The organism is Acinetobacter sp. ANC 4910 (assembly GCF_004331035.1).
GTDB lineage: Bacteria > Pseudomonadota > Gammaproteobacteria > Pseudomonadales > Moraxellaceae > Acinetobacter.
The window spans coordinates 226,393-247,001 of the sequence record NZ_SJNT01000004.1; the positions used below are offsets into that span (position 1 = coordinate 226,393).

The window sequence follows — 20,609 nt, forward strand, 5'->3', positions numbered from 1 at the left end:
AAGCATTTGATAAAATGGGCGGCTATTTATACCATAGTCACATATAAATTTCCAAAAGTTTTTAGAGATCATGAATACAACTTATCAAGCTCCCCGTCGATTAATTAAAACTGCCGATGAAATTGAAAAAATGCGTGTGGCGGGACGACTGGCGGCCGAAGTGTTGGATATGATCAAACCGCATATCAAACCAGGGGTAACGACCCTCGAATTAGACACGATTTGTCACGATTATATTGTGAACGTACAAAATGCGATCCCTGCATGTTTAGGTTATGGTGCAGCACCGGGTCGTCCTGCGTTTCAACATACCATTTGTACTTCTGTGAACCACGTGGTGTGTCACGGTATTCCATCTGAAAGTAAAATCTTAAAGAAAGGCGATATCTTAAATATTGATGTCACCGTGATTAAAGATGGTTACCACGGCGATACCAATATGATGTACGTGGTTGGAGATGAAACATCTATTCTTGCAGATCGCTTGTGTAAAGTAGCACAAGAAGCCATGTACCGTGGTATTGCAACTGTAAAACCAGGTTCGACCATTGGTGATATTGGTTTAGCGATTCAAAAATATGTTGAGTCTGAACGCTTTAGCGTCGTTCGTGAATACTGTGGTCACGGTATTGGCACGGTGTTCCATGACGAGCCACAAGTATTGCATTATGGTCAAGGCAACAGCGGTATGATTATTGAAGAAGGTATGACCTTTACCATTGAACCTATGGTCAATGCAGGGGTATGGCAAACCAAATTACTGGGTGATAAATGGACTGTTGTGACCAAAGACCATAAATTATCTGCACAATATGAACACACCATTTTAGTGACTAAAGACGGTGTTGAAATTTTAACAGCCCGTCCAGAAGAAGATTTATCACGTTTTCAAACTGAATCTGTGTCATTGGCTTAAACGCTAAGTTCGTTGTCAAAAAGGTCACCTTCGGGTGATCTTTTTTATGTCAAAAAATCATGCTTCTAGAATATTTTTTTATTCACTTATAGCTATTTAGGAGCAATTTCCAACTTTAAAAACCAAGATTAATCCTCCTATTTCCTAATTACACGATCTATTCGTAATTAACATAATCACAAAAAAATCACGGTATTTTTCACAATCTTTAAAAAAGATTCCCGTTCGAAAACAACAGTTTTCTTTAACTACACTATTGAATAATGCCCCTGAATAAAAATGATGAAGAATGGACATGGAGTCCCCTATGCAAAAAACAGGATTAGCATTCTCAATTGCGATGACCCTTATTCCTACATTTAGCCATGCTAAATCCCCCTATTTCAGCCTACAAGATGGCGATGGCTTTAAACGCTTCTCCGTTTCTGTCGGTGCCCTGCACGTCATGCCACAAGGTCAAGCCCAACCGTTCCGGGTCAATACGGCAGTTAAAGAAGGTGAAACTGCGAAAGTCGGTACTATTCAAGCTCAGACTGTTTTAGACAATATTCGATCGGGCAGTGAAGTTAATCCATTGCTCAACGCGACACTTCAAGGATTAGCTGCTATTGATGCACCTATTCCCTCAAGTCTAAGTGGTACTGCCGAAATACAAGGCTTAAGCCAATGGGATAATGCAGGTACTGGACTTCAAGCAGATGATGTTACAACTTTAGGCATCATGAGTAATTATTTCTTTACAGACCATATTTCAGTTGAGGTCAAAGCAGGGATTCCTCCTAAAGTCGATTTACAAGGTCAAGGAAAAATCTATGCTCCCTTTTCAGCTATTGCCAGTCCTTTAGGCAGTGTTTTAGGTCAACTGGAACTTGAAAATGATATTTTGATTACCGATTTGGCTGCTCATGGTGCTGCTGCTTCGGCTCGGGCATGGACACCTGCTTTTGAGCTCCAATATCATTTTGGCAAAACTGGGGTTAATAAGTTTCGTCCCTATATCGGTTTAGGTGTCATGTATGCTTATTTTAATGAATTGGAAATGAATCCAAGAATTGAGCAGGATTTAATTGCTGCAGGTCATATGATTGCCAATATTAAAGAAGGTCATGCAGGAGCATCTTTAGAAGGTAAAACCAGTTCTGCCAATCCTCAAGTGGATCTTGAAGCATCTGATGCCTTTGCACCGATTGCCACAGTTGGATTTACCTACGATTTTAATAGCAATTGGTTTGCTGTAGGCTCGGTCAGTTATGCTCAACTCAGTAATGACACCACCATTACTGTGACCGATGCCAAACTCGGTGAACTTATCCGCTCCAAAGCGGACATAGAAATTAATCCAATTCTCGCTTATGCAGGCATTGGTTATCGCTTTTAAAAAACGAGTAATACTCTACCTACTTTCTCAATTCATCTTGAGGCTAAAAAAGGGCTGTTGATGAAATCACATCCCAACAGTCCTTTTTTATTCATATGCATTATTGCGATGCATTTTTAAACACATCATCCAGTATTGAATTATTTTCAGTCAATTTAGTATTCCATTAAACATAAACAATCGACAGGTCACATCAGTAAAAAAAATAATTTAAATATAAATCAGATTCTTAATAGCACTACAACAAAACCCAATATCCATCAGTACTTTTGGCATATTGCTTGCTTTATCTCTATAAGATGAATCAACGTAGATTCACAATACATATAGACGGCCAACGATGTCCGTTCTGATCGGATTACAAGCAACTTAAAAAACTTGTAAACAAAATTACGCTCAGTTCAGGGGATGGTTATGTCTTCAACAATAAATAGCGATGCAAAAAAAGCGACACAAATTAAACTTTTTAATTTTTCTACACCCGCCATGCGTGCGTTCCATATGACTTGGCTCGCATTCTTTGTCTGCTTCTTTGCATGGTTTGCCTGCGCGCCGCTCATGCCTGTGATTAAAGGCGAATTTAATTTAACCAAAGATCAAATTGCCAACATTAATATTGCAGCCGTTGCCATTACTATTTTAATTCGCCTGATTGTTGGTCCATTGTGTGATAAATATGGCCCCAGAAAGACCTATACTGCCCTTTTATTACTCGGCAGTATTCCTGTATTTGGCGTTGCAGCTGCCAATACCTACGAATCCTTTTTATTTTTCCGTCTATTGATTGGTGCCATTGGCGCGAGTTTTGTCATTACCCAATATCATACCAGTATTATGTTTGCACCCAATGTCGTGGGTACAGCAAACGCGGCGGCGGCAGGTTGGGGTAATGCAGGCGGCGGCGCAACACAAGCCCTCATGCCACTTATTCTTGGGGCAATTGTAATGTTTGGCGTAGAACAAAGCATGGGATGGCGTATTGCCCTGCTTGTACCAGGTATCATGATGGTCATTGTGGGCATCTTATATTGGAAGTTCACTCAAGATTGCCCTCAAGGGAATTTTAAAGAACTTCGTAAAGAAGGCATTGAAGTGGGAAGCGGCAAAAAAGGCGGTACAGCAATTTTGCTGCAAGCTGCTCGCAATTACCGTGTTTGGATTCTTTTTGTATCTTATGCTGCATGTTTTGGTATTGAAATTTTCATTCATAATGTTGCTGCAATGTATTATGTGGATCACTTCAATATGGGACTTAAAGAAGCAGGTTTAACCGCAGGTATCTTTGGTTTATTGGCACTTTTTGCCCGTGCTTTGGGCGGCATTATTTCGGATAAGGTTGCTGTTGCAAAAGGCTTAGATGGACGCACCAAAATCTTATTCATCCTAATTTTATGCGAAGGTTTATTCCTTATACTATTCTCGCAAATGAATGTAGTTAGCCTTGCGATCATCAGCATGACTGTTTTTGCGCTCTTTACCCATATGGCATGTGGAGCAACTTATGCACTAGTGCCTTTTATTGACCGCGATGCTTTAGGAGGTGTTGCAGGGATTATTGGTGCTGGGGGTAATGTGGGTGCAGTCGCAGCAGGTTTCCTGCTTAAAGGTCTGCTTGATGTTCAAACTTGTCTTATGATTTTAGGTGGACTCGTTACGGTTGCAGCTTTCAGTGTGATTTTCATTCGCTTCTCTGTAGAACATCAAATCAAAGAAAAACAACTGTTTGATCAAGCGATCTTAGAACGAAATAGCTTAGCGTAAAACTTTAAATCCTCGGGTACAGATGAGGGTGTATTCACTCTCTGTACCTGATCAAAATAACCTACTATGTCTTATATAAAATATTAAATTGACTCGTCGCCTCCCCCATAAATCAGTCATCACTATAAAATTAATTTTTGAATGTATAAATCCTGCTAAATAACAAATCCGCGTTACCAAATGCTGAAAAAATTCTAATCCAGCAGTGTCCTAAATATACAAACAATGGCTGTTTCAGTAGCTTTCACATATTCATATATGCTGCACTAATACCTCAATCATTACGTCACTTTTCAAATATTTTAATCACATATCGAAATTAATCGATATATTGCGTACAATACAGCCAAACTTATATTTCAAAGACGAATGCGGCAATGACCCAAAGTCAATTTTCAAAACCCCTTATTTATATGCTGATTGGTAGCGCTATCATTTTGGCGCTTTCGCTAGGTGTTCGACATGCATTTGGACTCTATTTGGTTCCTATGAGTCATGAATTTGGATGGGGGCATAACGTCTTTAGTTTAGCAATCGCATTACAAAACCTCATTTGGGGTGCCGTACAACCCATTACAGGAGCTTTTGCCGATAAATATGGCAGTAAAATTGTCGTCACGGTAGGAGGTATTCTCTACGCGATTGGCTTATTACTCATGTCCGTCAGCTCAACTGGCTTTATGCTGAATGTCAGTGTCGGTCTGATTCTAGGTTTAGCTTTATCAGCCACCTCTTTTCCTGTGTTACTTTCTGCGGTTGGGCGCGCAGCCCCACCCGAAAAACGTAGTTTAGCCATGGGTATAGCCAGTGCAGCAGGCTCTTTTGGGCAGTTTATTATGCTGCCATCCACCTTATTGTTATTGCAAAATATTGGTTGGTCAGCCGCTTTAATTGTCAGTGCAATTTTAATTGCCTTTATTGTCCCGCTCGCTTGGATGCTAAAAGCACCCATGTATGTGGCACCAAATAGCCAAGCTACAAGTAGTGCACCTGCGCTCAGTTTTAAACAAATTTTGAGCATAGCGAAAGCACATAAACCTTTCTGGTTTTTATCTTTAGGTTTTATGGTGTGTGGCTTCCAAGTGGTCTTTATTGGTATTCACCTCCCAGGTTATCTGATTGATCATGGTTTTGATGCGACCACGGGCACCGTGTTTCTCGCTTTAGTGGGATTATTCAATATCTTTGGTACTTACACTGCGGGCTGGTTAGGAGGTAAGTTTTCCAAACCCAAATTACTCATGGGTTTATATGCACTCCGTGGTATCGCCATTATTGCTTTTTTAACCATACCTTTAAGTACATGGACAATCTATAGTTTTGGCATCATCATGGGTTTATTATGGTTATCTACCGTACCATTGACCAACGGGATTGTCGCCAATATGTTTGGTATTCGCTATTTGTCTATGCTCAGCGGTCTTGTATTTTTTACCCACCAAGTCGGTTCATTTTTTGGTGGATGGCTCGGTGGCGTGAATCATGACATGACTGGCAATTATCAAGCGGTTTGGATGATTTCAATTGCACTCAGTGTTTTAGGCGTACTGGTTCATTTCTTTGTCGATGAAAAGGCGGTGGTCCATGAATAATTCATCTGTATTTTGGATTAAAACTTCTGTTGTGATGCTCATCATCAGTTTATTAACGCTCGCAATTATTTTATGGATGCAAACCCCGCAGCTATTTGAATATTTCAATCAGGCATTTTGCCCACATTAATCCCTTCAAGATTGACTCTACTTTTCATAAACTCAGCATTTATTCTTATTTCAAAAAATGCTGAGTTTTTCTTAGTTTAAAACAACAAGAAATTTAGAGTAATAACAATGACCAGTCTTACACAACTTTCTCAAGCCATTCATGATGCACCGCAATGGCATTTACCTGAAGCATTTCAACATCCAAATGAAATTCAAATTACCCCCTTGAAAGATCAAGCTTTAGGCGCGGTTGTGACAGGCTTAGATGCAGGTAAAGCTCAGTCAGGCGAAACCATTTTCCGTCTTAAACAAGCCCTAGCCGAACATTTAATTTTGATTTTTAAACAACAAAGTTTAGATGATTTACAGTATCTAGCCTTTGCCAGCTATTTTGGTTCTATTTTCCGCCCAAGTGCAGACAATCCAGTACTTGCGAGCCAATCTGACACGGGTATCCCGCCTGATGTTGTACCTGTATCAAATGCAGTGGGGCAAGGAGACTACACAGGTCACGGCGAGCTAAGCCCACATGCCGATCACCAATGGACACCTCTTCCCTCTTTCGGCTCACTGCTTTATGCCATTGAACTGCCACAAAATGGTGGACAAACTACTTGGTTCAATACCATTAAAGCCTATGACGCCCTCTCGGATGAGATTAAAAAGAAAATCGACTCGTTACAGCTCATTACCTACAACCCCTTTGTCCGTGCACAAAGTAATACAGGGACAAGCGGTTATGCAGATTCACCTTATTATCGCTTTAAAGATCAACCTATTTTAGGACATGCCTATCCACATCCACTTGTACGCATTCACCCTGAAACGGGACGTAAAGCATTGTGGCTAAATACGCGTTCGGAAGTTGAATTGGTCAATGTCGATGATATTGAAGGCAGTAAACTCATCGCAGAACTACGCGCACATATTCTAAAACCAGAATTCCGCTATGAACATCATTGGGAAACGGGAGATATCGTGTTTTGGGACAATCAAGTCACATTACATTCGAGAACACCCTTTCCCGCAGAACAACGTCGCCTATTAAAACGTATTAGCTTGGCAGGTGCTCGACCTTTCTAAACGATATTCATCATTCCGCAGCACATAAAAAAGCCCATCAATCATGATGGGCTTTAGCATGTAATACACAGAATAATTAGAACAAACGGTTCATACCATTCAAAGTTGCTACACGGTAGGCTTCAGCCATTGTTGGGTAGTTAAACGTCGTTTCCACAAAATACTTGATGGTATTATTTGGACTGTTCATGACCGCTTGACCAATATGAATAATTTCCGCAGCGTTATTACCAAAGCAATGTACACCCAAAATTTCCAAGGTATCGCGGTGGAACAAAATCTTCAATTCACCGACGGTATCGCCTGTAATTTGTGCACGGGCTAAATGACGGAAAGATGCCTGACCCACTTCATACGGAATTTTTTCTTCAGTCAACTGCTGTTCATTCTTACCAATCGAAGAAATTTCTGGAATGGTGTAAATCCCTGTAGGAATATCAACTACGGGTTCAATACCTTCTTCGCCACTCATATTTGCCCCTGCACAACGACCTTGGTCATAGGCAGCAGAAGCCAGCGATGGCCAACCAATCACATCACCCGCAGCGTAAATATTGTCAACTTCAGTTTGGTATTGATCATTCACAGTAATTTGACCGCGGCTGTTTGGCTTAATACCAACATTCTCGAGTCCTAAACCATCGGTATTACCCGAACGACCATTACACCATAAAATGGCATCGGCTTTAATTTTCTTACCACTAAGCAAATGCATCACAACGTGATCATCAAAGGTTTCGAGATGATCAATCTGTTCATTGTGACGAATCAACACACCTTGTTCACGTAAGTGATAAGAGAGTGCATCTGAAATTTCATCATCTAAATAGCTGAGTAATTTCATTTGGGTATTAATTAAATCAACTTTATGATCTAAACCAATGAAAATTGACGCATATTCACAACCAATAACACCTGCACCATAAATGATGATTTTCTGAATTGAGAAATCCAAATCCAAAATTTTATCTGAATCAAATACACGCGGATGATTAAAATCAAGCATGGCAGGACGATAAGGACGGCTACCCGTCGCAATCACCAACTGCTGAAACATGATGGTTTCTTTAATCCCTTCAGGCGTAAAAACCAAAATTGTATTTTGATCTTGGATATAGGCACGTCCGTGGAAAATATCAATCTTATTACGATCGTAAAAACGCGAGTGCGTCTCAACCTGTTGCTGAATGACTTTATGCGCATTGCGTAGCACTTGTTTCATGGTGAATTGTTTCCAATCCCCCACTTTTTGGAACATTGGATCGCGTTGATAGCGAATAATGCTCGATACTGTTTGACGCAATGCCTTACTTGGAATTGTGCCAACGTGGGTACAGTTGCCCCCCAATTGCTCTCGCATATCAATAATTGCAACACGCTTGCCTGATTTAGCAAGTTTCATTGCCGCGCCTTCGCCAGCAGGACCCGAACCGAGAACGACCGCATCGTATTTCACAAAAGTTCCACTAACGACCTCTTTCTTACGTGCCATTCAACGCTCCTTTTCTATAAATCTGTGTCTATTTTCGCTCTATTATGACTGAAAATAGCTGACTTTGCTGTATTTCATAGTCATATATTGAATGATGACGACATTTAGAAAATGAATAGTGTTTTTGCCCTATCAATGTGCAATTCCGTTATAATATTTCCATATCTCTCCGTGTAAACAGTGGAAAAGTTGAATATGTCTGAAAGCCGTAAACCTGAACAGGGTGTCAAACTTCGTGGTGCAGAAAAAGTTTCACGTATTCCTGTCAAAGTTGTTCCTACGGTTGAAGTGCCTCGTAAGCCAGACTGGATTCGTGTCAAGATGACAGCGCCTGAGGAAGTTCAACGCATTAAAACAACTTTACGGGCGCAAAAATTACATACTGTATGTGAAGAAGCTGCCTGCCCAAATTTACCAGAATGTTTTGGCGGTGGTACGGCAACCTTTATGATTATGGGTGACATCTGTACTCGTCGTTGCCCATTCTGTGATGTTGCTCATGGCCGTCCAAATGCGCTTGACCCAGATGAACCACGCCATATGGCTGAAACCATTTCAAATTTAGGTTTGAAATATGCAGTCATTACCTCGGTAGACCGTGATGATCTATTGGATGGTGGCGCACAGCACTTTGTCGATTGTATTAAAGAAGCGCGTAGTTTAAGCCCGAAAACCTTACTCGAAATTTTGGTGCCAGACTTCCGTGGCCGTATGGATATTGCCTTACGCATTATGACTGAATGCCCACCAGACGTGTTTAACCACAATATTGAAACTGTGCCACGTTTGTATAAAGCCATGCGTCCAGGTTCAGATTACCAACACTCTTTAACGCTGCTTAAAATGTTTAAAGAATACTGCCCAGACGTTCCAACTAAATGTGGTTTGATGGTCGGTATTGGTGAAACTGAAGAAGAAGTACTTGCTTTATTAGATGACTTACGTGCACATGATGTGGACTATGTGACTATCGGTCAGTATTTACAGCCATCTAAAGAACATGCGCCAATTGACCGTTTTGTCAGCCCAGAAGAATTCGAGCGTTACGCTGAACATGGTCGCAAACTTGGTTTTAGAAATATTTGGTCGGCACCTATGGTTCGTTCAAGCTACTTTGCAGACCGTCAATACCATGGCGAACCTGTACCCGCAGTGCGTCGTAAAGTTGACCCAACAAAGAAAATTGCCGTGCAAACAATTGAAGCTTAATTAAGGCTTTGATTTTAAAAACCCTTTAGATCATATATTTAAAGGGTTTTTTATTGTCATGAGTATCAATTAAAGCGATTACACTATATCCAGTACACATTAAAACTATAAAAGAATTCATTCACTTCAAAGCGAACTTGATAACCCAATTGGGTCAATTCAGCCGAAAGCTCCCGAATTTCAATTAATGGTAAATGCTTCGGTAAAACAGCAAAAACTGCTGTATTCCCCTGCTGAGCACTGTCTTCAATTAATTTTGCTAAGCGCTCTTTATAGAGGTTGATATCTAATTTAGCAGTTGCCGTAAGAATTTTGGCATGTTCGGCGGTAATAAAGCTCATTCTTGTTCTCTTGGTATTGATGAATTATTTCTTTTGATCATAGCAAACAGAATAGATATAAAGTTGAAAAATTGTACGGATTTTTATCTTTCAATTTCTAACATGATCTATTTTCAAGAACTGGGGCAATTAAGTGATCTTATAACAATATCATCCATTCAAAAGGCGCTCTAAAACTAGGCATATTTTACCTATGAGTAAATAAACCTCCAATAAATTGCATCATCACAAGTCAAATTAACCAATTTAATTTTCACATAATTTATCCGAAGTATTGAATTGATTGATCTATTAAAACTGGCACATGGATTGCTATATATCAAGAACATAAATGGGTTATAGATTAAGTAAAGGTTAAACTTATGTTGAAAATTAAACTTATTTCATTGGCTGTATTAACGACATTGAGCTCAGCACTCACTTATGCCGATGATTTCAAAATTCTAAAACGAATATCTGAAAAACCAACTTTACTTAAAGATGGCACCTATAAAGGTAACTACTATGTGCCATCCACGTTAAATACCATTACTTGGGGCTATTTACCTAATCGGGACGCAAAACCTGTGTTAACGGTGAACTCTGGCAGTATTGTCACATTCGATACGGTCTCCCACGAAGGTTTACTTGAAGATCAAGGCCGTGATGCAGACAAATATTTCCAATCTAAAGGAGTCAAGTCTGAATATATTCTAGATGAAGCCAAAAAAATTACCCAATCCAAACTAGCACATGACTTCCATAAAGATGGCCCCCACATTGTTACAGGGCCAGTTGCCATTGCAGGTGCTGAGCCTGGGGATATTTTAAAAGTCGAAGTAATTAAGGTCGAACCACGTGTACCCTATGGTGTAATTTCGAATCGACACGGAAAAGGAGCATTAGTCGGAGAATTCCCAAAGACACCTCAACAAGATAATCCATCTGCTGAGCATCCTGAACGTTTCGGCAATGTTTCAATTTTCACCCCAATTGAAAAGAATGCTCAAGGTGAATATGAAGGCGTGTTAAAGACCGCATCAGGCAAAGCCATTCGTTTTCCACTTTATCCTTTTATGGGCATTATGGGGGTAGCAGCAAATACTTCTGAACCTGTTCATTCTGTACCACCAGCATTGTATGGTGGAAATATTGATATTAATGAGCTTGGTGCGGGTGCGACTGCTTATTATCCTGTTCAGGTGAAAGGTGCACTTTTTTACACGGGTGACAGCCATTTCTCGCAAGGGGATGGTGAAGTCGCACTGACGGCATTGGAAGCATCTGCACGTGCGACCCTCAAATTTACGTTGTTGAAAGCAGGTAAAGATAAAATTCCGGGGCAAGAAATTAAACAACCTTTGGCTGAAAATGCAGAATTTTGGATTACCCCGGGTTTAGATGCGGATCTAGATGAAGCAATGAAAAAATCAACTCGTGAAGCGATTCGTTTTTTAAATCAAGAATATGGAATTGATGAAGCGACTGCCTATGCGTATTTAAGTGCCGCAACAGATTTTGAAGTTTCACAAGTGGTTGACCGCACTAAAGGTATTCATGCTAAAATTCGTAAAGCCGATTTCAAAGAGTTTGTCTCAGAAAATCAAAGTAAATAATTCAGCATCAATATGAAAATGAAGGTGATTTGGCAATCACCTTCTGCAAATCTGCAAGCTCAACATCATTCTCTTAAATCAAACAGATCTTGCCTGTTTCGGCTCACCATTGTTTACAACTTATCACCACATTTATACGTCAGGCAATTGATTAAAAAATCAGCTAAATTATAAACTATCTATATATGCTACAGGGCAAGCATAATGACAAGATTCAAACCGTGCATACACTTATGATGATAAGAATACTTGAATAATTTAAGTCCATGAAAACGAGTCGATCCCATGTGAACGAGAACCAATTGGTCTGTGTCGATCACAGTTAAATCGCTCCTGAAACTTAAAGACTTTCAAATGCTAGACTCAGCTATGATCCGAAGAATTCTAGCTCAAAATGTCATTCACCCCAGTTCTATAAGTTTGCACATAAGAATCTTTACAGGAGGTGGATATGAATTTTCTGACAAATTTATTGGTCGCCAAGCCTCTTTCCATTTTCGGGGTTGCCTGCATCTTTTTTATCGGCTATTTAATCGTGCGTAATTTTAGCCACCAGCGTAGCGCGAAATATTTAGGACTGACCGCAATTTTATGGCTGCTTTATGCGCTCTGGGAATTTTTAGTTCAGCTCAAGTCACCAGACGCTAATATCCGCATTGATTTACTGATTATCTGGCCAGTAATTTTTATATTAACTTTAATTTCAATGTTATTGCTGTTTTTTAAAAGTGAAAAATAACGAGCTAAACAAGCATACTCTCCGCCTCTAAAAAAGAACCAGTCGTTTCCGACTGGTCAAGGAAAAAGTTACGGTTCTATCTAAAGAATAGCGATTCTTTTATGGCTGGATAGAGTCGTATCTCAATTTATAAGTATTGTTATTGTGCAGTGTATCCTCCATCCATGACTACAGCCTGCCCCGTAATACCAGCACCTTTGTCACTGGCCAAGAAAATTGCATAATCAGCAATTTCTTCAACACTGAGCAAACGCTTTTGTGGCACCATCGCCAAAATCACATCTTCAAGTGCAGAATCTAAACTCACATTACGTGTTTTTGCTAAATCCGCAATTTGCCCACGGACTAACGGCGTATCAACATAACCTGGACAAAGTGCATTTACAGTAATACCATCACGAGCACACTCTAAAGCAGCAACTTTAGTCAGACCAATCACACCATGTTTGGCACTGTTATAACCCGCTTTACCCGCAAATCCAATTAAGCCATTAATCGATGCCATGTTAATAATACGACCTGATTTTTGTGCTTTCATAATTGGAAAGGCATGCTTAATGCCAATGAAAGAACCCGTCAACATCACTTGAATCAGTTTTTGATACACCGCTGTTGGAAATTCTTCAATTGGTGCAACATGTTGAAAGCCCGCGTTATTAATTAAAATATCCAAAGTACCAAAAGTAGTCTGAGTTAACTCAATCGCGGCCTGATACTGGGCTTCATCCGTTACATTACAAGGTGCTGAAAGTGCCTGAAAACCCTGTGCTTTTAGTGCTTCAGCCGTTTCCTGACATTTTTCAGCGTTCATGTCAGAGATCACAACTTTTGCACCTTCTTGGGCAAACTTCTTGGCAATCTCCAAACCAATGCCGCTGGCTGAACCTGTAATAAATGCAACTTTATTTTCTAACTGCAAGCTCATGACTTACTCCTATTCAATCTTGTCTGCTTTGAGCTGACGCAATCTTAAACAATACCGAAAATTGTAAATGCCGTAATCACTACAAATACCGCTGTGGTTTTAATAATGGTGACAGCAAAAATATCTTTATACGCTTGCTTATGGGTTAAACCTGTAACTGCAAGTAGAGTAATTACAGCACCATTATGCGGTAAAGTATCCATACCTCCCGATGCCATAGAAACCACACGGTGCATGACTTCTGGCGGAATACCCGCCGCTAAAATTGCAGCATTGTATTGATCTGCCATCGCACTCAAGGCAATACTCATGCCCCCAGAAGCAGAACCAGTAATCCCTGCCAATACAGTTGTGGTCACTGCACCATTCACCAATGGATTGGTAAAGGTTGAACTTAAACTATGACTAATTAGGGCAAAACCAGGTAATGCCGCAATAATGGCACCAAAACCATATTCAGAAGCAGTATTCATCACGGCGAGTAACGCACCACTAATACTGGTATTCACACCTTCTTTGAACTGTACAATCACACGTTGATAGTCATATAAAAATGCACTGATAATGCCGACAATCAATGCCAAACCCACCGCCCAGATTGCACCTGTTTTTGCTACATCCACGGTGTAATTGGCCAAACCAATCGTATTAAAGTCGAAACCGTTTGGATACCATTTTGGAATTGCTGTTGATAAAATCTTGTTCATCACAGCAACTAAAATTAATGGTACGAAGGCCAGTGCCTGACGTGCTTTAGAACCATTTTGGCTATCTAGAAGATTAGCGGTAGCCGTAGAATCTGGTGCCGTTTGTACTTGTTGCCCATTGGCAAAACCAGCATAGCCCTCACCCGCTTGTTCAGCGACACGACAACGCCATTGTAGATAAAGCAAACCTGTACACAGTACGAAAATTGCACCAATAATCCCTAGAAAAGGTGCTGCATAAATATTTGTACCAAAGAACGTGGTTGGAATAACGTTTTGAATTTGTGGCGTACCAGGCAAGGCATCCATGGTAAAGGTAAATGCACCGAGTGCAATTGTGCCAGGAATTAAACGTTTAGGAATATTCGCTTCTTGGAACAGTTGGTTGGCAAATGGATAAACAGCAAACACCACCACAAATAAGCTCACGCCACTATAAGTCAAAATTGAACCCAACAATACAACCGTTAAAATTGCACGTTTAGCCCCAATCAAACTCACAATGGTTTTTGCAATCGAAGATGCAATCCCCGACATTTCTACGACTTTTCCGAAAATTGCACCCAGTAAGAATACCAAAAAATAGTCTTTAATGAAGTTCACCATCTTCGGCATAAATACGCCTGAATAGAAGGGTAAAACATGGTTTGGTGCAATCAAAAATACCGCAAGCAAGGCACAGAGGGGTGCCATGAGAATGACCGAAAATCCTTTGTAGGCTGTGTACATTAACAAGCCTAAAGACAGCAGGATAACAAATAAATCCCACATATTCTTTTCTCCCTGATAAAGAATATATAAGGGTGTACACATTGCGATAGACAATGTGATAGACCTTTATTTTTGACCGAAAATATGCTCAATTTTATTTAGAGTTATACTAAACCCTATATAAAAACAATAAGCAAAAATATTTTTACTACCACTTTTAGTATTTAAAAAAATAACACCAAAAATTTAAAAAACAACATTTAAATATTATAAAAAATATAATTAATTTTATATTTTAATATTTATCAATTACTTATGAAAAATATTAAAACAAAATAAAATATATTTAAAAATATGATTAATTGTTTTAAAAAACTCATCAATCAATTTAATATAATCAAATTTAGAAGACCAATAATATTAAAAATAATTATAATAAAATAAAGTATAAATAAATCTAATCATCTGTAACTTCATTGTTTTTTTGCATTTCATGTGAAAAAGGCTCAAAATCAAGACAGACCTCATATTTCGCTTATCCCTTGTGGTACACACCTACTTATGACTTTAAAACAATTAAAAGCCTTCTTAGCCCTCGCTCGCAGTTTGAACTATGCCAATGCATCGAATGAACTTCACCTGAGTCAATCGGCTTTAAGCCTCACCATCAAAACCCTAGAAGAAGAGTTAGGTGGAAAACTTTTTAAGCGAAACACACGTCGAGTAGAATTAACTTTTGAGGGTAAATCCTTAATTCCTTATGCCAAAAAACTATTGGCAAACTGGGAAGATATGGAAAAAGATGTGAAACAACGTTTTAAATTACAACGCGGTACACTCAATATTGCCTCTATGCCTTTTGTCACGCATGCCATCATGCCGAACGTGATTCAAAATTTTTTAAGCTTACATCCCAACATTAATTTTTCCATTCATGACATTACCAATGAAAAAATTATTGAAAATGTGCTCGATGGTATTTTTGAACTCGGGATCTGTTTCGAACCACAACAGATTGATACGCTCGAATTCTTACCGCTATTCAATGAAGATTTTCTCGCGTTATTACCCAAAGCACATCCTTTAGCCCATGCAACTTCGATTACATGGAAAGATCTCTGTGCCAATCCTTTCGTCACCTTGCAACAACCCTCAATTGTGCGTCATCTGATTGAAGAAAATTGCAAAAATAATGATATTCAATTGGACTTAAAAGTGGAGTGTCATCAAATCAGTTCGTTATCAAGTTTTGTTGCGCTTGGGATTGGGGTCAGTGTAATTCCACGTCATTTTCAGCAATTTATTGATACTGAAAAAAATGTGCTGATTGAATTACAAGATCAGGATCTCATTAAACCTGTTGGAATTATTTATAAAAAGAATTTTGAGATTTCCAATATTACTGCACAATTCATCGAAACCTTAAAACAATACAATTATAAAAATCATATATAAATGAATAAATTACAGTTATTTACTCTTTTCTTTCCCTCCCTTTATCAAATTTAATTACAGGATTCATCCTTTTTTTATGCTGAATTTTGTTTATTTTTCGCCCTATTATTGAGTTTTTCTGATTAACTGTTTGAAAATTTCAACTTCATTCTACGCACGAGCAATGCTAATAATGAGTTCATACAAACTAAGGGATTTAGAGAAGTTGATATGAATAAGCTCTATTCAAATGCAACACTTGCTTTGCAAGATGTGGTTCAAAATGGACAAACGATTGCTGTTGGTGGTTTTGGCTTATGTGGTATTCCAGAAGCCCTAATTGAAGCGCTCAAACAAACTGGGGTAAATGACCTCACCTGTATTTCAAACAACGCAGGCGTGGATGATTTTGGTTTAGGTAAACTCTTACAAACCAAACAAATTAAAAAAATGATTTCATCTTATGTTGGTGAAAATAAAGAATTTGAACGCCAATATTTAAATGGTGAACTCGAAGTTGAACTTACCCCACAAGGTACACTGGCAGAAAAATTACGCGCTGGCGGTGCAGGTATTCCTGCTTTCTTTACTCAAACAGGCGTTGGCACACTGATTGCCGAAGGTAAAGAACACCGTGAGTTTGATGGAAAACCGTATATTCTCGAAAACTCATTAACGGCTGATGTTGCCTTAGTCAAAGCCTATAAAGCTGATAAAGCTGGTAATTTGATTTTCCGTAAAACCGCCCGCAACTTTAATCCTGAATGTGCAATGGCAGGAAAATTTACTGTAGTTGAAGTAGAACACGTGGTTGAAATTGGTGAACTCGATCCCGATGACATTCATTTACCTGGTATCTATGTCAACCGCATTATTTTGAATGCCACCCCTGAAAAACGCATTGAACAATTAACCATTAAGCAGGAGGCTTAATCATGGCTTGGACACGCAATGAAATGGCTGCACGTGCTGCACTAGAACTTGAAGATGGATTTTATGTGAATCTAGGCATTGGTCTACCGACACTAGTCGCCAACTATATTCCAGAAAACATCAACGTATGGTTACAGTCTGAAAATGGTTTATTGGGTATTGGAGAATTCCCTACGGAAGAAACGGTTGATGCCGACCTGATTAATGCGGGCAAACAGACCGTGACCGCGCGTAAAGGCGCAGCATTTTTCTCAAGCTCTGATTCTTTCGCCATGATTCGTGGCGGTCATGTCAACATCGCCATTTTAGGTGCCATGGAAGTTTCGGAACAAGGTGATCTTGCCAACTGGATGATTCCGGGTAAAAAAGTAAAAGGTATGGGCGGTGCAATGGACTTGGTTGCAGGTGTGCAAAAAGTCGTTGTACTGATGGAACACTGTGCCAAAGATGGTAGTCCTAAGATTGTTGAACAATGTACCCTACCACTGACTGGCCAAAGTGTAGTCAATCGTATTATCAGTGACTTAGGTGTAATGGACATTACACCTGAAGGGGTCAAACTGATTGAGCTAGCGAAAGATGTTAGCTTAGAACAAATTCAAGCGGTCACAGGGGTACCATTAATTGTCGATAACGTTCAAGAAACGGTAAGCGCATAAATCAGATTTATTCAAGCAGCTTCGGCTGCTTTAATTTTGATTCAACAAGAACGGAACAGATATAAATACACGGAGATAAACATGAATAAAGACATCGTCATTGTTGCTGGTAGTCGTACCGCAATGGGAAGTTTCCAAGGTGCATTATCGAGTCTTTCAGCCCCAGAACTTGGCGCAGCCGTTATTCAAGAGACTTTAAACCGCACAAACGTTGCCGCTCAGGATATTGATGAAGTGATTATGGGCTGCGTTCTACCTGCGGGCTTAAAACAAGCTCCTGCTCGTCAAGCCATGCGTCTTGCGGGTGTACCCGACCATGTGGGTGCGACCACCATCAATAAAATTTGTGGTTCAGGTATGAAAGCTGTGATGCAAGCTGCCGATGCCATTTGTGCAGGTAATGCAGAAATTGTCATGGCGGGTGGTATGGAATCCATGAGCAACGCACCCTATCTACTACCAAAGGCGCGTGCAGGTTACCGTATGGGGCATGGTGAAATTAAAGATCACATGTTCCAAGAAGGTTTAGAAGATGCAGAAACTGGACTTTCAATGGGGGTTCTGGCACAAAAAATGGCGGATAAAAAAGGCTACACACGCGAGCAACAAGACGCGTTTGCAATTCGTTCTTTAACTCGTGCACAAGCGGCTATTCAAAATGGTTTTTTACAAGCTGAAATTGCACCAATTACCGTGTCGAGCCGCAAAGGTGAGGTAGTTGTGGCGCAGGATGAAAATCCGTTTCATGCCAATATTGATAAAATTCCAAACCTACGTCCTGCCTTTGCCAAAGATGGCACCATCACCGCAGCCAATTCGAGTTCCATTTCAGATGGCGCATCTGCTATGTTGGTGATGTCTGCTGAACAAGCAGCGAAGCGAGGTCTAACCCCACTGGCACATATTCGTGCCACGGCAACCAACTCTCAACATCCTTCAGAATTTACCATTGCGCCCGTGGCTGCAATTGAAAAAGTCCTGAAAAAAGCGGGGTGGTCTGTAGAAGAAGTAGATTTATGGGAGATCAATGAAGCCTTTGCTATGGTAACCATGGCAGCGATTGATGCTTTCAATCTGGACCCTGAAAAAGTCAACGTAAACGGTGGTGCATGTGCATTGGGTCACCCATTGGGTTCATCAGGCTCACGCATCATTTTAACCTTAATCTATGCATTAAAGCGTTTAGGTAAAACCAAAGGCGTAGCTACACTCTGTATTGGTGGTGGTGAGGCAACCGCAATTGCCGTAGAACTTGTTGATTAACTGTCAAGTTTTGAAAAAATCATACAGATCAAAGTGATAAAAGGTTAAACTTTTATCACTTTTTAATGAAGAAGAGTGACTCAAATGTCTCAGCAAGATTATGAAAATGGATTAAAAGTACGCACCGAAGTGATGGGTGAAAGTTTTGTCAAACGCGCTCAAGACAATACTGTACCTTTTACTCAACCGCTACAAGATTGGATTAATGAACATGCTTGGGGCTCAACTTGGCAACGCGAAGGTGTGTTACCTCGTAAATATCGCTCACTAATTACCCTTGCCTTTTTAACTGCACTCAAAAGTCCCACTGAACTGAAAGGACATGTACGTGGTGCACTCAACAATGGAGCAACAGTTGAAGAAATTCAAGAAGTGTTACTACATAGCTTGCCCTATTGTGGCGCACCCGCAACACAAGAAGCCTTTCGTGCAGCTTTAGAAGTTATTACTGAATATCAAAATAACAACTCATAATTTACAAACGATTAAGAGCCAGCTCTGATGGCTCTTAATGTTTTCTTTTAGACATTACAGGTTTTGTGTAATGGCATAACCGAGTATTAAGCTCAATTGCAGTCCCACCACAACAGCGAACCACTTCCAACCCTTTTGTTTTAGCACGATCTTATTCGGATAAGTTACTGTTTTTATCATTCTCTATCTCCAATACAGTTTTATTGCTAAAAAGAAAGAAACATATATTTCGATTATTTATTAAGCAAATTTTACACCAACTTTTTAGATCCTGACTGGATTTAAATTATTTAATCGTTATTCTTATTCTGTTTTAATGTCACACAACCACATCTACAACAATGTAAAAATAAACCAGAAAAAATTTGAGATAACAATGAAATGTATAGCTCCCCTAGCCACTTTCTGTCTGTTCGTATTTTTAAATACACAAACAACCTATGCCAATTTCTTTCAAAATCTTGAAATTTTTCGACAAAAAAATACAATTCACAATATTTCTTATGGATCAGATACATTACAAAAATTAGATGTCTATCTCCCGCAATCGAGTCTGCCAAATCAAAAACTCGCACCTATTTTAATAATTGTACATGGTGGAGCGTGGAGTATTGGTGATAAATCTCATCAAGGTTTGATTCAACATAAAGCAACCTATTGGAATCAACAAGGCTGGGTGGTAATTTCAGTCAATTATCGCTTAGTCCCTAAAGTCACCGTGCAGCAACAAACTCAAGATATTGCCGATGCCTTGAATTTCGTACAGAAGAATGCCTCTAATTGGCAGGCAGATAATCGAAACATCGTGATTATGGGACATTCAGCAGGTGCACATTTGGTCACCTTACTCTCTACTCACCCAGAATGGATTTCAAATTTTCCAAAACCATGGAAAGCAACGATTGCCTTAGATAGTGCTGCCTATGACTTAGAAGCCACCATGTCCAATCAACATGCTCAATTTTATGATCGTGTTTTTGGGTCTTCTGCCAAGAACTGGCGTTCAGTCTCCCCTAAAGCACAATTAAAACATGCAATGCCTGCTTTTCTGGCAGTCTGTTCAACAGTTCGCCCCGATCAGCCTTGTATACAAGCCCATTCATTTATTCAACACACAAAGGCTTTAGGCACGGCCATAGCCTATTTACCTCTGCCCTTGTCTCATGCCGAAATTAATCGGAACTTGGGACAGAATAATGACTATACCCGTCAAGTTGATCAATTTATGCAACAGCATTTACAACATTAATATTCAGGCAAAAAAAAGCCACCCGAAGGTGGCTTTT

At 39.7% G+C, this 20,609-nt stretch carries 20 protein-coding genes; 15 read left to right on the forward strand and 5 right to left on the reverse strand.

Features of this window, described 5'->3' with window-relative positions:
- Nucleotides 1–70: 70 nt before the first annotated feature.
- From map to E0H82_RS05935, 6 genes are all read left to right on the forward strand, one after another.
- The gene (gene map, locus E0H82_RS05915) at nucleotides 71–916 is read left to right on the forward strand and encodes a type I methionyl aminopeptidase (protein ID WP_131263783.1); all 846 of its coding nucleotides are present in this window, start codon (nucleotides 71–73) and stop codon (nucleotides 914–916) included.
- 307 nt (nucleotides 917–1,223) lie between these two features.
- Nucleotides 1,224–2,294, forward strand: a complete 1,071-nt coding sequence (locus E0H82_RS05920) for an OmpW/AlkL family protein (RefSeq protein WP_131263784.1) — start codon at nucleotides 1,224–1,226, stop codon at nucleotides 2,292–2,294.
- A 414-nt stretch (nucleotides 2,295–2,708) separates the two neighbouring features.
- Complete coding sequence (locus E0H82_RS05925) at nucleotides 2,709–4,055, forward strand: MFS transporter (protein WP_131263785.1); 1,347 nt, start codon at nucleotides 2,709–2,711, stop codon at nucleotides 4,053–4,055.
- Nucleotides 4,056–4,432: 377 nt separating this feature from the next.
- On the forward strand, nucleotides 4,433–5,647 hold the full coding sequence (locus tag E0H82_RS05930; RefSeq protein WP_131263786.1) for an MFS transporter: 1,215 nt from the start codon (nucleotides 4,433–4,435) through the stop codon (nucleotides 5,645–5,647).
- On the forward strand, nucleotides 5,640–5,777 hold the full coding sequence (locus E0H82_RS16525) for a hypothetical protein (RefSeq protein WP_165492925.1): 138 nt from the start codon (nucleotides 5,640–5,642) through the stop codon (nucleotides 5,775–5,777). The genes E0H82_RS05930 and E0H82_RS16525 overlap by 8 nt, the downstream gene beginning before the upstream one ends.
- A 107-nt stretch (nucleotides 5,778–5,884) precedes the next feature.
- On the forward strand, nucleotides 5,885–6,841 hold the full coding sequence (locus E0H82_RS05935) for a TauD/TfdA dioxygenase family protein (protein ID WP_131263787.1): 957 nt from the start codon (nucleotides 5,885–5,887) through the stop codon (nucleotides 6,839–6,841).
- 76 nt (nucleotides 6,842–6,917) lie between these two features.
- On the opposite strand, the gene sthA is transcribed toward E0H82_RS05935, so the two are convergent.
- The gene (gene sthA / locus E0H82_RS05940) at nucleotides 6,918–8,333 is read right to left on the reverse strand and encodes a Si-specific NAD(P)(+) transhydrogenase (protein WP_131263788.1); all 1,416 of its coding nucleotides are present in this window, start codon (nucleotides 8,331–8,333) and stop codon (nucleotides 6,918–6,920) included.
- 195 nt (nucleotides 8,334–8,528) lie between these two features.
- On the opposite strand from sthA, the gene lipA reads away from it, so the two are divergent.
- The gene (lipA, locus tag E0H82_RS05945) at nucleotides 8,529–9,542 is read left to right on the forward strand and encodes a lipoyl synthase (RefSeq protein WP_131263789.1); all 1,014 of its coding nucleotides are present in this window, start codon (nucleotides 8,529–8,531) and stop codon (nucleotides 9,540–9,542) included.
- A gap of 83 nt (nucleotides 9,543–9,625) precedes the next feature.
- Here the strand turns inward: lipA and E0H82_RS05950 are convergent, their stop codons facing one another.
- Nucleotides 9,626–9,883 carry a hypothetical protein gene (locus E0H82_RS05950; protein WP_131263790.1) on the reverse strand — a complete coding sequence of 86 codons (258 nt, stop codon included), beginning with the start codon at nucleotides 9,881–9,883 and terminating at the stop codon, nucleotides 9,626–9,628.
- A 362-nt stretch (nucleotides 9,884–10,245) separates the two neighbouring features.
- Here E0H82_RS05950 and E0H82_RS05955 point away from each other — a divergent pair, with 362 nt between their 5' ends.
- Both E0H82_RS05955 and E0H82_RS05960 read left to right on the forward strand, forming a co-directional pair.
- On the forward strand, nucleotides 10,246–11,478 hold the full coding sequence (locus E0H82_RS05955) for an acetamidase/formamidase family protein (protein ID WP_131263791.1): 1,233 nt from the start codon (nucleotides 10,246–10,248) through the stop codon (nucleotides 11,476–11,478).
- A gap of 451 nt (nucleotides 11,479–11,929) precedes the next feature.
- A complete protein-coding gene (locus E0H82_RS05960; protein ID WP_131263792.1) occupies nucleotides 11,930–12,217 on the forward strand; it encodes a hypothetical protein in 288 nt (95 codons plus the stop codon).
- Between the two features lie 139 nt (nucleotides 12,218–12,356).
- Here the strand turns inward: E0H82_RS05960 and E0H82_RS05965 are convergent, their stop codons facing one another.
- Nucleotides 12,357–13,142, reverse strand: a complete 786-nt coding sequence (locus E0H82_RS05965; protein ID WP_131263793.1) for a 3-hydroxybutyrate dehydrogenase — start codon at nucleotides 13,140–13,142, stop codon at nucleotides 12,357–12,359.
- A 44-nt stretch (nucleotides 13,143–13,186) separates the two neighbouring features.
- Complete coding sequence (locus E0H82_RS05970) at nucleotides 13,187–14,620, reverse strand: GntP family permease (protein ID WP_131263794.1); 1,434 nt, start codon at nucleotides 14,618–14,620, stop codon at nucleotides 13,187–13,189.
- 501 nt (nucleotides 14,621–15,121) lie between these two features.
- Between E0H82_RS05970 and E0H82_RS05975 the strand changes: the two genes are divergently transcribed.
- The 5 genes from E0H82_RS05975 to E0H82_RS05995 all read left to right on the forward strand — a co-directional run bounded on the left by E0H82_RS05975 (nucleotide 15,122) and on the right by E0H82_RS05995 (nucleotide 19,323).
- Nucleotides 15,122–16,015 carry a LysR family transcriptional regulator gene (locus E0H82_RS05975; RefSeq protein ID WP_131263795.1) on the forward strand — a complete coding sequence of 298 codons (894 nt, stop codon included), beginning with the start codon at nucleotides 15,122–15,124 and terminating at the stop codon, nucleotides 16,013–16,015.
- Between the two features lie 210 nt (nucleotides 16,016–16,225).
- Nucleotides 16,226–16,927, forward strand: a complete 702-nt coding sequence (locus tag E0H82_RS05980; protein ID WP_131263796.1) for a CoA transferase subunit A — start codon at nucleotides 16,226–16,228, stop codon at nucleotides 16,925–16,927.
- Between the two features lie 2 nt (nucleotides 16,928–16,929).
- Nucleotides 16,930–17,586 carry a CoA transferase subunit B gene (locus tag E0H82_RS05985; RefSeq protein WP_131263797.1) on the forward strand — a complete coding sequence of 219 codons (657 nt, stop codon included), beginning with the start codon at nucleotides 16,930–16,932 and terminating at the stop codon, nucleotides 17,584–17,586.
- A gap of 81 nt (nucleotides 17,587–17,667) precedes the next feature.
- Nucleotides 17,668–18,849, forward strand: a complete 1,182-nt coding sequence (locus tag E0H82_RS05990) for a thiolase family protein (protein ID WP_131263798.1) — start codon at nucleotides 17,668–17,670, stop codon at nucleotides 18,847–18,849.
- 84 nt (nucleotides 18,850–18,933) lie between these two features.
- The gene (locus tag E0H82_RS05995) at nucleotides 18,934–19,323 is read left to right on the forward strand and encodes a carboxymuconolactone decarboxylase family protein (protein ID WP_016167377.1); all 390 of its coding nucleotides are present in this window, start codon (nucleotides 18,934–18,936) and stop codon (nucleotides 19,321–19,323) included.
- A gap of 54 nt (nucleotides 19,324–19,377) precedes the next feature.
- Here the strand turns inward: E0H82_RS05995 and E0H82_RS16750 are convergent, their stop codons facing one another.
- Entirely contained in the window at nucleotides 19,378–19,503 is a 126-nt protein-coding gene (locus E0H82_RS16750; RefSeq protein WP_264757548.1) for a KGW motif small protein, read from the reverse strand.
- Nucleotides 19,504–19,699: 196 nt separating this feature from the next.
- Here E0H82_RS16750 and E0H82_RS06000 point away from each other — a divergent pair, with 196 nt between their 5' ends.
- Complete coding sequence (locus E0H82_RS06000) at nucleotides 19,700–20,572, forward strand: alpha/beta hydrolase (RefSeq protein ID WP_131263799.1); 873 nt, start codon at nucleotides 19,700–19,702, stop codon at nucleotides 20,570–20,572.
- Nucleotides 20,573–20,609: the final 37 nt, after the last annotated feature.